Origin of the sequence: Lentzea flaviverrucosa, assembly GCF_003350445.1 — a bacterium.
GTDB classification, from domain to species: domain Bacteria; phylum Actinomycetota; class Actinomycetes; order Mycobacteriales; family Pseudonocardiaceae; genus Lentzea; species Lentzea californiensis.
Genome location: NZ_QQAU01000001.1, coordinates 1029489 through 1043005 on the forward strand (window position 1 = coordinate 1029489; position 13517 = coordinate 1043005).

At 70.8% G+C, this 13517-nt stretch carries 14 protein-coding genes and 1 pseudogene; 9 read left to right on the forward strand and 6 right to left on the reverse strand.

Going from position 1 to position 13517, the window contains the following annotated elements; genetic code table 11:
* Positions 1-10 precede the first annotated feature (10 nt).
* Positions 11-1537: an alkaline phosphatase D family protein gene (locus DFR72_RS04660; RefSeq protein WP_090063871.1), complete on the forward strand. Its 1527-nt coding sequence runs from the start codon at positions 11-13 to the stop codon at positions 1535-1537.
* The gene (locus tag DFR72_RS04665; RefSeq protein WP_211335300.1) at positions 1534-2655 is read left to right on the forward strand and encodes a hypothetical protein; all 1122 of its coding nucleotides are present in this window, start codon (positions 1534-1536) and stop codon (positions 2653-2655) included. Before DFR72_RS04660 ends, DFR72_RS04665 begins: the two co-directional genes overlap by 4 nt.
* Before the next feature lie 7 nt (positions 2656-2662).
* Here the strand turns inward: DFR72_RS04665 and DFR72_RS04670 are convergent, their stop codons facing one another.
* Positions 2663-3697, reverse strand: coding sequence for an aldo/keto reductase (locus DFR72_RS04670; RefSeq protein WP_090064510.1), 1035 nt, complete (start codon positions 3695-3697; stop codon positions 2663-2665).
* A gap of 59 nt (positions 3698-3756) precedes the next feature.
* Here DFR72_RS04670 and DFR72_RS04675 point away from each other — a divergent pair, with 59 nt between their 5' ends.
* Positions 3757-4146 (forward strand): MerR family transcriptional regulator, encoded by a 390-nt coding sequence (locus DFR72_RS04675; protein WP_211335301.1) that lies wholly within the window; start codon positions 3757-3759, stop codon positions 4144-4146.
* Positions 4147-4156: 10 nt separating this feature from the next.
* Positions 4157-4825 carry an MOSC domain-containing protein gene (locus tag DFR72_RS04680; protein ID WP_090064509.1) on the forward strand — a complete coding sequence of 223 codons (669 nt, stop codon included), beginning with the start codon at positions 4157-4159 and terminating at the stop codon, positions 4823-4825.
* A 12-nt stretch (positions 4826-4837) separates the two neighbouring features.
* Here the strand turns inward: DFR72_RS04680 and DFR72_RS04685 are convergent, their stop codons facing one another.
* Together DFR72_RS04685 and DFR72_RS04690 are read right to left on the reverse strand one after the other, a co-directional pair.
* Positions 4838-5257, reverse strand: coding sequence for a protein-tyrosine phosphatase family protein (locus DFR72_RS04685; protein WP_090063869.1), 420 nt, complete (start codon positions 5255-5257; stop codon positions 4838-4840).
* A gap of 77 nt (positions 5258-5334) precedes the next feature.
* The gene (locus tag DFR72_RS04690) at positions 5335-5724 is read right to left on the reverse strand and encodes a cupin domain-containing protein (protein ID WP_090063868.1); all 390 of its coding nucleotides are present in this window, start codon (positions 5722-5724) and stop codon (positions 5335-5337) included.
* Between the two features lie 88 nt (positions 5725-5812).
* On the opposite strand from DFR72_RS04690, the gene DFR72_RS04695 reads away from it, so the two are divergent.
* The gene (locus DFR72_RS04695) at positions 5813-6799 is read left to right on the forward strand and encodes a response regulator transcription factor (protein WP_090063867.1); all 987 of its coding nucleotides are present in this window, start codon (positions 5813-5815) and stop codon (positions 6797-6799) included.
* 65 nt (positions 6800-6864) lie between these two features.
* Positions 6865-8199, forward strand: a complete 1335-nt coding sequence (locus DFR72_RS04700; RefSeq protein WP_170176121.1) for an FAD-dependent oxidoreductase — start codon at positions 6865-6867, stop codon at positions 8197-8199.
* Here DFR72_RS04700 and DFR72_RS04705 read toward each other — a convergent pair.
* Positions 8165-8638: a hypothetical protein gene (locus DFR72_RS04705; RefSeq protein ID WP_090063865.1), complete on the reverse strand. Its 474-nt coding sequence runs from the start codon at positions 8636-8638 to the stop codon at positions 8165-8167. The genes DFR72_RS04700 and DFR72_RS04705 overlap by 35 nt on opposite strands.
* A 54-nt stretch (positions 8639-8692) precedes the next feature.
* Positions 8693-9109, reverse strand: a complete 417-nt coding sequence (locus DFR72_RS04710; RefSeq protein WP_114773598.1) for a VOC family protein — start codon at positions 9107-9109, stop codon at positions 8693-8695.
* Between the two features lie 104 nt (positions 9110-9213).
* On the opposite strand from DFR72_RS04710, the gene DFR72_RS04715 reads away from it, so the two are divergent.
* Positions 9214-10179 (forward strand): helix-turn-helix transcriptional regulator, encoded by a 966-nt coding sequence (locus DFR72_RS04715; protein ID WP_090063863.1) that lies wholly within the window; start codon positions 9214-9216, stop codon positions 10177-10179.
* On the opposite strand, the gene DFR72_RS04720 is transcribed toward DFR72_RS04715, so the two are convergent.
* Complete coding sequence (locus DFR72_RS04720) at positions 10133-10798, reverse strand: Clp protease N-terminal domain-containing protein (protein ID WP_090063862.1); 666 nt, start codon at positions 10796-10798, stop codon at positions 10133-10135. The two genes, DFR72_RS04715 and DFR72_RS04720, sit on opposite strands and share 47 nt — an antisense overlap.
* A 93-nt stretch (positions 10799-10891) precedes the next feature.
* On the opposite strand from DFR72_RS04720, the gene DFR72_RS46220 reads away from it, so the two are divergent.
* Positions 10892-12733, forward strand: coding sequence for a protein kinase domain-containing protein (locus tag DFR72_RS46220; RefSeq protein ID WP_177224504.1), 1842 nt, complete (start codon positions 10892-10894; stop codon positions 12731-12733).
* Between the two features lie 7 nt (positions 12734-12740).
* Positions 12741-13477, forward strand: a pseudogene (locus tag DFR72_RS04730) (SDR family NAD(P)-dependent oxidoreductase).
* The last annotated feature ends 40 nt before the right edge of the window (positions 13478-13517 follow it).

Genomic DNA, 13517 nt, shown 5'->3' on the forward strand with positions numbered 1-13517 from the left:
CCTGCGGGTCATGACCACGTTACGGAGACGTACCTTCATCGTGGGCGGCCTCGCGGGAGCGAGCGCCGGGGCCTGCATCGGATTGGCGTCCTCCGCCCCGGCGAACGCCCTCGGCTACCCCTTCACCCTCGGAGTCGCATCCGGCGAACCGGCGGCCGACGGGTTCGTGCTCTGGACCCGCCTCGCCCCGAACCCGCTGAACGCCGACGGACTCGGCGGGATGCCCAACACCAGCACCGCCGTCGAATGGCAGGTCGCCACCGACGAGCGCTTCACCGCCGTCGCCCGCACCGGCACGGTCACCACCACCCAGGCAAGCGCTCACTCCGTGCACGTCACCCTCACCGGCCTGGAGCCGGGACGTGAGTACTGGTACCGCTTCCGCACCGGCGGCCACATCTCCCCCGTCGGCCGCGCGCTGACCGCACCGGCGGTGGGCACGCAGCCCGAACTGACCATGCTCTTCGCCTCGTGCGCGCACTACGAGGAGGGCTACTTCACGGCCTACCGCCGGATGGCCGAGGAACAGCCCGACCTGATCCTGCACCTCGGCGACTACATCTACGAGGGCGCCGCCACCACCACGAAGGTCCGCAAGTTCGCGCCCGCCACCGAGATCAGCACGCTCGCGAACTACCGCGTCCGCCACGCCCAGTACAAGGCCGACCCGGACCTGCAGGCCGCGCACGCCGCCGCGCCCTGGCTCGTCGTCTGGGACGACCACGAGGTCGAGAACAACTACGCGAACCTGATCCGCAACGACACCAACCCGGCCGGTGACTTCAAGGCCCGCCGCGCAGCCGCGTACAAGGCCTACTACGAGCACATGCCGCTGCGGTCCGCCCAGGCGCCGACGGCGGAGAACATGCTGCTGCACCGCAGGGTCCGCTGGGGCAGCCTCGCCACGTTCCACATGCTCGACACCCGCCAGTACCGCAACGACCAAGCGTGCGGCGACGGCACGAAGGTCTGCCCCGCCGCCGACGACCCGGCACGCACGCTCACCGGCACCTCGCAGGAGACGTGGCTGATCGACGGCCTGCGCCAGAAGCTCGGCACCTGGGACTTCCTGGGCCAGCAGGTGTTCTTCGCGCAACGGCTCGCCGCCGCGGACGGGTCCAAGAGCATGGACGCGTGGGACGGCTACACCGCCAACCGCACGAGGATCCAGAACGCCTGGGACACCAACGGCAACAAGGGCACGGTCGTGCTCACCGGCGACGTGCACCGCAGCTGGGGTGCGAACCTCATGCAGAACTACGGCACCCAGAACCGGGTCATCGGCACCGAGCTCGTCACCACCTCCGTCACGTCCGGCGGTGACGGCAACGCGGCCGACAACAGCCTCAACCCGACGCTGAACCCGCACGTGAAGTACTTCAAGAACCTGCGCGGCTATGTGAAGACCCGCACCACCTCAGCCGAGATGCGCGTCGACTACCGCGCCGTCGACAAGGTCACCGTCCGCGACTACCCGGTCAAGACCGTCGGCAGCTACGTCGTCGAGTCCACCAACCCCGGATTGCAGGCGCCGTGAAGACACTGCTGCTCGCGAGCCTGCTGCTCGCCCCGGTTCCGATGACGTGGTCCACGGTCAACAGCGACTCGACCGGCGACCAGGACAACGCGTCCGTCTCGGCCTCCCGCAACGGCTACACCGCCGTCGTCTGGGAGGACGACCGCGACACCACCGCCCCCGAGGACCCGGTCCACTCCGACGTCTGGATCCGCCTCTACAAGGAGGGGACCTCGGTCTACGAGAAGAAGCTCTCCACCGGCGGCACCGGCACCTGGCGGCACTGGCAGCCGGACGTGTCGGTGCGCGAGGACGGCAGCGCCGTCGTCGTCTGGTCGGAGGACCCGGACGGCAACGGCTACTACAACATCGCCGTCCGCTCCGTCAGCGCGAGCGGGACCGTGTCGGGCTCCGGCACGGCCAACGCCAGCGCGGACGGCCAGCAGCACTTCCCCAGCGTCGCGGCGGATCCCGACAGCGGCGGCTTCGCGGTCACGTGGGAGGACGAGCAGGGCACCGCCGCGCCCACGGTGCGGGTGAGCGTGTTCGCGTCGATCAGCTCCAAGTCCTACGAGGCGCAGGTCAACAACGCCGGCGGCACCCACGCCAAGCCGCAGGTCGCGATGGGCGCCGCGGGCAACGCGATCGTCGTGTGGGAGGCGGACGCGAACGTCGCCCGCAAGATCGTCACCCCGGCCGGGGGCGTGAAGCAGGCGCAGACCACGACGGGGCAGGGAAAACGCCCCGCCGTGGCGGCGAACTTCAACGGTGACTTCGCCGTCGCCTGGGAGCAGTCCGGCGTCCGCACGCAGTCGTTCACGGCGGCCGGGACCTCACGCGGTGCCGTCGCGCAGACCACCGGCACCGACCCGCAGATCGGCATCGACGACCAGCTCGGCGTCGCGGTGACCACGGCGGAGGCGCAGGACGTCCACACCAGCGCCTACAACCCGGACGGGACCACCACGGGCCGTCCCGAACGGCAGCTCACGGTCTCGAACGCCACCGGCAGGCAGGACGAGCCCGCCGTGGGCGTCGACCCTTGGGGCCGCGTCACCGTCGTCTACACCGACGACAACGACGGCAACGGGCACGACCAGATCTACCTCGGCACCGGCCTGAGCACCCAGCAGTGGTGAGCCTGACTCAGCGCTGATCGAGCGGCCGGCGTCGCTGGTGGACCTCCAGCAGCGACGCCGGCTTCCAGAACCCGTGCACGTCGTAGGTGTCCACACCGGGCGGCACGATCTCGTCGATCCGGTCCAGCACGTCGTCGGAGAGCACCAGCGAAGCGCCCTCCAGCAACGACTCCAGCTGCTCCATCGTGCGCGGCCCGATGATCGCCGAGGTCACCGCCGGATGCGTCGTCGTGAACGCGATCGCCAGCGCGGGCAACGACACCCCCATCTCGTCGGCGAGCTTCGCGAACTGCTCCACGGCCTCGAACTTCGCCGCGTTGCCCGGCAGCGACTCGTCGAACCGCTCCGGGCTGAGCGTCGCCCGGAACGCCTCCGCCGACGCACCCCGCCGGTGCCTGCCCGACAGGAACCCGCTGGCGAGCGGGCTCCACACCAGCACGCCCATCCCCAGGCGCTGTGCGGTCGGCAGCACCGACCGTTCGATCCCGCGGGCCAGCATCGAGTACGGCGGCTGCTCGGTGCGGAACCGCATCAGGCCCCGGTTCAGCGCCACGTGGTGCGCCTCGACGATCTCCTCGGCCGGGAACGTGGAGCACCCGAACGCCCGGATCTTCCCCTGCCGCACCAGGTCCGTCAGCACGGACAGCGTCTCCTCGACGTCGGTCCGGTAGTCCGGCCGGTGCACCTGGTAGACGTCGATCCAGTCGGTGTCCAGCCGCCGCAGGCTGTCCTCGACGGCCCGCACGACATGGCGCCGCGAGTTGCCGCCGCGGTTGCGCCCCTCCCCCAGCGGGAAGTGGAACTTCGTGGCCAGCACGACGTCGTCGCGACGGCCCTTCAGCGCCTTGCCGACGATCTCCTCGGAATCCCCCGCCGAGTACATGTCGGCGGTGTCGACGAAGTTGATGCCCGCGTCGAGGGCGCGGTGGATGATCCGCACGCCCTCTTCGTGGTCGTTGTTGGCGACGGAGCCGAACATCATGGCACCGAGGCAGTGGTGACTGACCTCGATGCCGGTTCCCCCGAGAACGCGATAGCGCATGTTCATGGCGAGAACCTATGAAGTAGAGCCGACTCTAGGTCAAGCCTATGCTCGGTGACATGGGGCTGAGCATCGGACAGGTGGCCGAACGCACCGGACTGAGCGTGCACGCGCTGCGGTTCTACGAGAAGGAGGGCATCCTCGCGCGGGAGGTCCACAGAGGACCGGGAGGACGCCGGGTGTACACGCAGCAGGACGTCGACTGGCTGCGGATGTGCATCATGCTGCGCATGTCCGGGATGCCGGTGCCGGAGATCCGCCGCTACACCGACCTGGTCCGCCAGGGCGACGGCAACGAGTCGCAGCGCCTCGGCATCCTGAAGGAGCACCAGGAACGCGTTCAGCAGCAGATGGTGCAGTTGCAGGAGTGCATGGACCTGATCACGTACAAGGTCGGCAAGTACCAGGACTACGTCAATTCGATCGCCGCCAAGGCCGTCGGCCAATAGTCTCGTGACCATGCCTGTCGTGCTCTCGCTGAACGTCGCCCGCAAGACGATCCCGGTCGACTACGCCCGCGCGGGCGCCACCGGCATCGACAAACGCCCGGTGGACGGGCCGCTGCGGGTCAGCCCGACCGAGGCGAAGGGAACGGCGGGCAGCGGCGTCGCCGGTGACTCGATCGGCGACTGGACCGTGCACGGCGGTGAGTACCAGGCCGTCTACGGCTACGCGCGCGAAGACCTCGACTGGTGGCAGTCCGAGCTGGACGTCCCGCTGTCGAACGGCCAGTTCGGCGAGAACCTGACCACGCAGGGCATCGACCACACGACCGCGCTGGTCGGCGAGCACTGGCGGATCGGATCGGCGTTGCTGGAGGTCACCGGGCCGCGCATCCCGTGCCGCACGTTCGCCGAGTTCCTCGGTCAGCGCGGCTGGGTGAAGCGGTTCACGCAGCAGGCCCGGCCCGGTGCCTACTTCCGCGTGCTCGAAGAAGGCCTGATCGGGCCGGGCGACGAGATCAGCGTCGTGCACCGGCCCGGCCACGACGTGACGGTCGAGCTGTGCTTCCGCGCCCTGACCACGGAGGCCGCGTTGCTGCCCCGGCTGCTCGCGGCCGGCGACTCGGTGCCGCCGGAGGTCGTCGAGCTGGTGCACAAGCGCTCCGTGGTCGAGCTCGACTCCTAGCCCGGGAAGTCCCTACGCGGGGAAGTTCCTGACCCAGCGCTTCTGCCACGGCGTCTCGACCGCACGCCGGTGGTAGTTCGCGCGCGTCCACGCCACGGCCTCGGCCGCCGGGACACCGGCGAGCACAGCCAGGCACGAGATCACCGTGCCGGTCCTGCCGATGCCACCGCTGCACGCCACCTCGACCTGCTCGCCGGAGAGCGCCCTGGCGTGCAGGGAGCGGATCAGGCTGATCGCGGCGTCGTGGTCACGCGGGAGGCGGAAGTCCGGCCAGTCGATCCAGTCGTGCGCCCACGGCACGTCGACCGGTTTCGGCTGCAGGTACACCCCGTACTGCGGGTGCGGCTCCACGATCTTCCCGTCACGCAGGCCACGCCCGGTGATCACAGCGCCGTCAGGTAGTTCGATCGTCTTCAAGACAAGTTCCCCCATGTGGTCATCGGTGTTCCTTCTTTCTACCGCCCCTGTTCACTACCTCGAACGACAGGGCGGCAGGAACACCACGACCCTCATTGCGTCACGCCGTGGCGACCCAACGCCTCCATCCCGTTCCCGGACAGGTCGCGGAAGAACGCGCCCATGGCCTCTCCCACGGCGAACGCCAGGAACTGCACGGACGGCGTGTGCACGGTGAACGTGTGGGACGCGTTGGGCGGGATCGTGATGGCATCACCCGGCGACAGGTCGAACAACTCGCCGTCGAGGAACACCGCCATGCGTCCGTGCAGCACGTAGTAGGCCTTGGGCCACGGCGTGCGGTGAGGCGGCGCGGCCTCTCCCCGTGGCGCGTCCACCTCGAACAACTCATAGGCGCCGCCAGTGGACTTCCCCTGGATCCGGACGGTGATGGTCGCGTCGGGCACGGTGAGCACGTCGCCCTCGCCTGCAGTGGTCAGCATGCGACCAAGCCTCCCTGCGCCGGACGAGCCGCGACATCCCGGAAAACTGGGATCCCGGGCTCCCGGACGCGGGCGCATACTGCCAACCATGTGGGAGGGTCGGGCGCTCGGCGTGCGACGCGACGTCACGGCACTGGCGAGCGCGGGACTCGACGTCGCGCGACTGCACGAGGCGGCCATCGCCCTGGTCGGCCGGGTGGTCCCGTGCGACCTCACCTGCTGGGCGTCGATGGACCCGGACTCTGGCGTGTTCAGCACCATGACCAGCGGGGCCGACCGCATCCCCCAGCAGTACGAACCGGTGCTCGCGACCTGCGAGTACACGCCCGGCGAACCGCACACCTTCGCGGCACTGGCGCAGCGCGGCGACACGGTGGCGAGGCTCGAGGACGAGCGGTCGGCACGCCTGAACGAGGTCTGGCGGCCACTCGGGCTCAGTCACGAGCTGCGGTCGTTGTTCCGCGTCGGCGACACCTGCTGGGGCGGGGCGGGAATGGTGCGCACCAACGACTTCAGCGAGCGTGAGCTCGAGTTCATGACGTGGGTGGCACCCGCGATAGGAGCCGCCACCCAGGTCGCGGCGCGCACCTCGGCCCGCCGGACCGGCGCTCCGGCCATCGTCGTGGTCACCGGCGACGGCACGATCCGCGCCTCGACCGCGTCCGCCGCACGGTGGCGCGACGAACTGGAGGACGTCGCGCCCGGCCGGTTCGCGGTGGTGCTGCGGGCCGCGGCGGCCGGAGCGCGCGCGGGGACGTTCAGGGCGAGGCTCCGCGATGCGCACGGCGGCTGGATCCTGCTCGAAGCGAGCGAGCTCGTGGGCGACGAGACCGGCGAGGCGGCCGTGACGATCAGCCGGGCGTCGGGCGCGGACCTGCTGGGGTTGCGGCTCAAGGCGCACGGCGTGACCACCCGTGAGGAGGACGTCTGTCACGGGGTGCTGGCCGGGCAGCCGACGTCGGAGATCGCGGCACGGCTGGCGATCTCGCCCTACACCGTGCAGGACCACCTCAAGTCGCTCTTCGCCAAGTTCGGGGTGCGCAGCCGGGCGGAGCTGGCCGCGGAGCTGTCCTGACCGGGGGCGAAACACAGGACTCTTGGCGGGTCCCCCGGGAGGGGCGCTCTGCCAGCATGGCCGCCATGTACTCCGACCGCGCCCTCGTCATCGGCGCCGGCTTCGCGGGACTGCTCGCGGCGAGGGTGTTGTCCGAGTCGTACGGCGACGTCGTGCTGGTCGAACGGGACGCGATCACCGCCGACGCCGGCCACCGCGCAGGTGTTCCCCAGGCCCACCACCCGCACCCGTTGCCGGCGCGCGGTGCGCAGGCGCTGGAAGCCCTCTTCCCGCGGATCGGCAGGGAGCTGGAGAACGCGGGGGCCGTCCGCGCCGACCTGGGCAGCGACTTCCTGCACCGCTTCCCGAACGGCCCGGCACCGCGCGACCGCCTGGGCCTGAGCGTGCTCTCGGTGACGCGCGTGACGCTCGACCGGATCATCCGGCGCCGGGTGCTGCGGCTCGCCAACGTGTCCCTTGTGGACGGTGTGACGGTCGAAGGCCTGCTGCACGACCGGGGCACGGTCACCGGGGCGCACGGCCGGCGCGGCGACCGTACGTTCACCGACTACGCGGACCTCGTGGTGGACGCGTCGGGCCGCGACAGCAGGCTGGTGTCGTGGCTCGCGGAACTCGGCGTGCACTGCCCCGCGCCGCGGATCGTCAACGGCCACGTCACCTGCGCTTCGCGCCTCTACGAGGTGAACCGCGACCTGGACCTCGGCTGGAAGAACGCCTGCGAGACCACCCACGCGCCCGGCACGAGACGCGGCGGAGCGGTGTCCTCTGTGGACGGTTCACGCTGGCTCGTGACTCTGTTCGGCGCGGACGGCGACACCGCGCCGGCGGACGACGACGGTTTCCTCGACCACGCCACGAGCCTGCGGTGCCCGGACGTCGCGGAGATCGTCAAGACGGCCACCCCGGCATCGGCGATCCACCGCTCCGGCAACCTGCGCAACCGCTGGAACCGCTTCCACCAGGTCCCGGACTGGCCGCGTGGCCTGCTCGCGCTCGGCGACTCCGTGGTGTCACTCGATCCCGTGCACGGACACGGCCTGACGGTCACCGCCCTGAACTGCGCGGACCTGCGCACGTTGCTGCAGGAGCACGACCTCGCGGCTGAGCCGCTGATGTTCCAGCGCGCGGTCGCCAAGGCCGCCAGGTTCCCGTGGACGTTCGCGACGACCGCCGATCTCGGCTGGGCCACCAGGAAACTCCCGCTGTCGGCGCGCCTGATGCGGTGGTACTCCGGCCGCGTGATCGCGGCGATCCCCGGCAACCGGCGGGTCTACCGCGCGTACGTCCGCGTCTCCCAGCTCGCCGGCCATCCGGCGACTCTGCTCCGCCCTGCGGTGCTGTTCCGCGTGCTGCTGGGAGAGAAGCTCAGCGGACGGCGCCCTCGGGCCACAGCACCGTGACCGGCACGCCTCTCGACCGCGCGTAGTCCACCACGTCCGCGGTTCCACCAGGGCCACGCCCCGGCAGCCCGTCCCACACCGCGAGCAGGGAGTCGGACTCGTCGACCATCCGCTTGCCCGCCTCCATGTAGGCGTGCGGGTCCGGCGTGACGTGTTCGAGCTGCACGACCTTGGCCGCCCGCGCGAGCAAGGCGTCGTAGACGGGCCGGTAGGCCTCGGGCAACGTGTCGCGGTACCCCGATGCCGGCAGCACCGCGACGAGCGCACCGCCCGCGTCCAGCACGGCCTGCGCGAACACCGCGTCCGCACCGTCCGCGAGGCACGAGACCCCTACCACGGAGCCGGTCTCCGCGACCGCGGCGCGGATCATCCGGTCGACCTCGGCCTCCAGTGCCGCGGAGAGCCCACGATGTCCGGTGATGGCGAGCCGCGTCGTCATCACCGGAGGATATGCGGACGACGGACCGCGTCGCCCGCGACTACGGCTCCCGCGTCACGCGTCTCGGCGGCCGGCCTGGTTCCGCTCGGCGATGCCCAGGTAGTGGGTGTTGGTCATGACCCCGAGGATGTTGCCGAACGGGTCGACCACCGACGCCGTCACGAACCCCTCGCCGCGCACCCGAGGCTCGTCGTGGAGCTTGGCGCCCAGCTCCAGCAACCTCGCCAGCGTCCCGTCGAGGTCGTCGACCGCCCAGTAGAGGATCTCGCCCGCCGGGCCGTCGGACGGCGTGACCTCGAAGCGGCGGTTCACCAGGCCGAGCTCGGCCTGGTAGTCGCCGATGCGGAACTCGACGTAGGCGAGCACGCCGTCCGGGGTGCTCCGCTCGAAGTACGCGTCGACGCCGAGGAACGACGCGTACCAGTCGCGGGCCTCGGTCAGGTCGTCGGCGAAGTAGGACACGGTCGACATTCCTCGCAACACAACTGCCTCCAGGTGGTCCTCGTCCGGTTGTGTTCTCAGCTTCCGCCGTAAAGTGCTCATCCAATGAGCACTTTTAGCGGGAACCTGGAGACATGCGCGCAGACCGTCTAGTCGCCGTGTTGCTGCTGATGCAGGCTCGCGGCCGGGTGACCGCCGCCGAGCTGGCCGAAGAGCTCGAAGTCTCCAACGCCACCGCCAGGCGCGACCTCGAAGCGCTGTCCGCGGCGGGGGTACCCGTGTACCCCCAGCCGGGAAGAGGCGGGGGCTGGTCGCTCGTCGGCGGCGCCCGCACCGACCTGAGCGGCCTGACCTCGGCGGAGGCCCAGGCGTTGTTCCTGGTCGCCGGGCCGGCCGCGTCCGTCGCCCCGGAGATCAAGTCGGCACTGCGCAAGCTGGTCCGCGCGCTGCCGCAGACGTTCCGCACCGAGGCCGAGGCCGCCGCGGACGCGACGATCGTCGACACGGCGGCGTGGGGCGAGGACACCAAGGACAGGCCTGCCCTGGCCACGACGCTGCAGCAGGCCGTGGTCAAACAGGTGCGGGTGCGGCTGACCTACCAGAAGCGGGGCGAGGCACCGAAGGAGCGCGAGGTCGACCCGTGGGGACTCGTCGACAAGGACGGCTCCTGGTACTTCATCGCCGGTACCGGTGACGGGCGGCGCACGTTCCGGCTCGACCGCGTCACGGGCGTCTCCCTCACCGGCACCCCGGCCTCCCGGCCCGCCGACTTCGAGCTCGCCGGTGCCTGGGACGAGGTCGTCACGAAGATGGAGGCGAGGCGGTCGGAGACGTCGGCCACCATGCTCGTGCCGACTCGGTTCCTGGCCGTCTTCCAGCATCAGCACGGACGCCACTGCACGGTCGTCGAGGAGCAGGGTGAGCACACGAGGGTGCGGCTGACGGCGCCGCGGCCGCTCGACATCGCCCGCAACGTCGCCGGGTGGGGCGGCCTGATCACCGTCGAGTCGCCCGAGGTGGAGGAACACCTGGCGCGCATCGGCGCCGAGCTCGTCAGCCGATACCGGCGTGCTGCTCCAGCCGGGCCAGCCGCGACATGATCATCTCCAGGACCTTCGCCGCGTCCGGGGCGGCCTGCTGCTGCTTCTTCAGGTGGACGATGCCCGCGAGCGCCGTCTGGACGGCGCGGCGCGTGCCCTTGATCTCCGCGCCCAGCTCGCGCAGTTCCTCACCGCCCCTGCCGTTCGGTTCGGCCACGATGCCGAGCAGAAGGTGCTCACAGCCCACGTAGTTGTGCCCGAGCGCGATGGACTCGGTGACGGCGAGTTCCAGCGCGGCGGCGCCGTCGTCGGCGAAACCGGGTTTCCCGCCGGTGTCCGCGGGAATGGAGGAGGGAAGGCCGTCCGGCGTGATGTCGATCGCGCGGAGCACGTCCAGAGCCAGGTTCCCGCCCTCGCCGACGATGCCGTGCAGGAGGTGGGACGTGCCGATCTTCGTGCCCTGCGCGCTTTCCGCGGCGATCCGGAGCGCCCGCCACGCGCGGTCGGTGAAGTGCGGGAAGTTGTCGCGTTTCAAGTCTTCGACGGTGAGCCCCCGGATCGCGATGATCCGTTTGACGGAACCCTCCAGGGCTCTCTGGCAGATCGCCGAGACGGGAATGTTCATGTCCTTGACGGAATCGGCCAGGTCGTCGGGGAGGTACACGTTGATTTTCGGCATAACCCCATATATACCCCCAGATAGGGTTATGGTCAACGGCTACCGCGGCAACCGTCACACTTGTGAGTGATCAGAGGGGACGGGAGCACCCGCGTGGAGGAGAGCAGCAGGCTGATCGGAAGCCGCTACCAGTTGAAGCAGAAGGTCGGCCAAGGGGCGATGGGAGTCGTCTGGCAGGCCTATGACGAGCAACTACACCGCGTGGTCGCGGCCAAGGAACTGCTCGCGCTGGACGGCCTCGACGACGCCAGAGTGGACCGCGCGAAGGCCAGGGCGATGCGCGAGGCCCGCCTCGCCGCCCGGCTGGAGCACCCGAACGCCATCCGCGTCTACGACGTCGTGGAGGAGGAAGACCGCCCCTGGCTGATCATGGAGTACCTCCCCTCCCGCAGCCTGGCAGCCGTGATCGCCGAGCAGGGCACGCTGCCACCGCGCGAGGTGGCCCGCATCGGGTGCTACACCGCCGCCGCCCTGGCCGCCGCGCACCGCCACGGCATCCAGCACCGCGACGTCAAGCCCGGCAACGTCCTGATCGGCGACCAGGAAGTCAAGATCACGGACTTCGGCATCTCCCGTGCCACCGACGACGACGGCACCGCCACCGCGACGGGCACCGTCGGCACGCCGGCCTTCTTCTCCCCCGAGGTGGCCCGCGGCGAGGACGCGGGTCTGCCCTCCGACGTCTTCTCACTGGGCGCCACGCTCTACAACGCCGTCGAGGGCGGCCCGCCGTTCGGCACCGCGGACAACAACCTCGTGATGCTGCACCGCGTCGCCGGTGGCTCGATCATGCCGCCGGCCAACGCGGGCCCCCTGCTGTCCCCCGTGCTGTTCCGGCTCCTCGCGACCGACCCGGCACGCCGCCCGACCATGCAGGAGGCGGTGCACCTGCTGGCCGCCGTCGTGAACGAGACGCCACTCGCCGCCGAGGCGACCGCCGTCATCCCGGCGACGGTCAAGCTCCCCGTGGAGGCGCAGCCGGAGGAGAAGGCGAAGCAGGAGGCCGCGGCCGCCGCCGCGGGGTTGGTCGCGGGTGCCGCGGCCGTGGAGGCCGCCGGGCTGACGGCTCCGCCCGCCAAGCCGGAACCGGAACCCGTGGCAGAGGTCGAGGCCGAGCCAGCCGCGTCCACCGCGCCCGAGGCGGACATCGGCACGGCGCAGGAGACGCCGGCGGCCGCGCCGCCCGTCACCCCGGAACCCGAGCCCACCACCCCGGAGCCCCAACCGGCCCCGCCGGTCACCCCGAAGCCCACCACCCCGATCCGTCAGACCCTCGTGGCAGGAGGCGCCGGAGTCGCCGCCTCCGATCCACCGGCACCGGTGCCCCCGGCGGAGCCCGACGAGAACCGTCGCAAGTTCCCGCTGGTCCCCATCGCGATCGTCCTGCTCGTGCTGGCCGTGGGCGTCGGCTCGTTCCTGCTGTGGCCCAAGGGCGACAAGCAGAACGCCCAGACGCCCGGCAGCAACGGGCAGTCCACGTCGAGCACGCCGAGCCAGAACACGGGCGGGCAGACGACGGGTCAGACCGAGCCGCAGCAGCCGGGCAACAGCCAGACGCAGCCGCCCGCCAGTTCGCAGACGACCCCGCCGGAGAACACCCCCAGCCAGGGCCAGACCCCGCAGCCCCCCGCCGGGCCGGCGAGCGCCCAGGAGGCGATCACCGCCTACTACGCGGAAAGGCCGGGCAACCTCGAAGCGGGCTGGGCGACGCTCACCGACAACTTCAAGGCGAGCCGCAACCAGACCTTCCAGACGTACCAGCAGTTCTGGAACCGGTTCACCTCGGTGAGGCTGTCGAACGTCGCGCCGCAGGGCCCCAACGTGGTGACCGTGACATTGCAGTACATGCAGGGCGACGCCATCTTCACGACGGAGACGCACACGTACACGCTGGTGCAGCAGAACGGCAAGTGGATGATCGACAATCAGGCATGATCGTCGTATGACTCGACGCGCACTCGTCACCGGGGCCTCACGTGGCATCGGCGCCGCCGTCGCCCACGCGCTGGCCCGGCAAGGCCACCAGGTCGCCGTGCACTACCGCTCCGGCGCGGACGAGGCGCGCACCGTGGCCGGGAACCTGCACGGCGACGGACACGTCACCGTGCAGGGCGACCTCGGCGCGGACCAGGCCGGGCGGATCGTCCAGGAGACCGCCGAGAAGCTCGGCGGTCTCGACGTCCTGGTCAACAACGCGGGCATCTACTTCCACCACCCCATCGCCACGACGAGCTTCGAGGAGTGGCAGCAGGCCTGGCGCCGCACGATCGAGCTCAACCTGTACGGGCCGGCCGACCTCGCGTGGCACGCGGTCCGGCACATGCCCCGCGGCGGCCGCATCGTCAACGTCGGGTCGCGGGGTGCCTACAGGGGTGAACCCGACGCCCCGCGTACGGGGCGGCGAAGGCGGGCCTGCACGCGATGACCCAGTCGCTCGCCCAGTCGCTGGCGTCGCAGGGCATCGCGGTCGCGGGCGTCGCACCGGGTTTCGTCAGGACCGACATGGTCACCGACCTCCTCGCGAGCCCGGAGGGCGAGCGGATCCGGGCGCAGAGCCCGTTCGGGCGCGTCGCCGAACCCGAAGAGGTCGCCGCGGCCGTCGCGTGGCTGACCACGGAGGACGCGGTGTGGGCCAGCGGCACGATCATCGACGTGAACGGCGCCTCCTACCTGCGGTGATGGCGCGAGAGCAGACCGGAACCAGTTCCGGTCCCCAGTC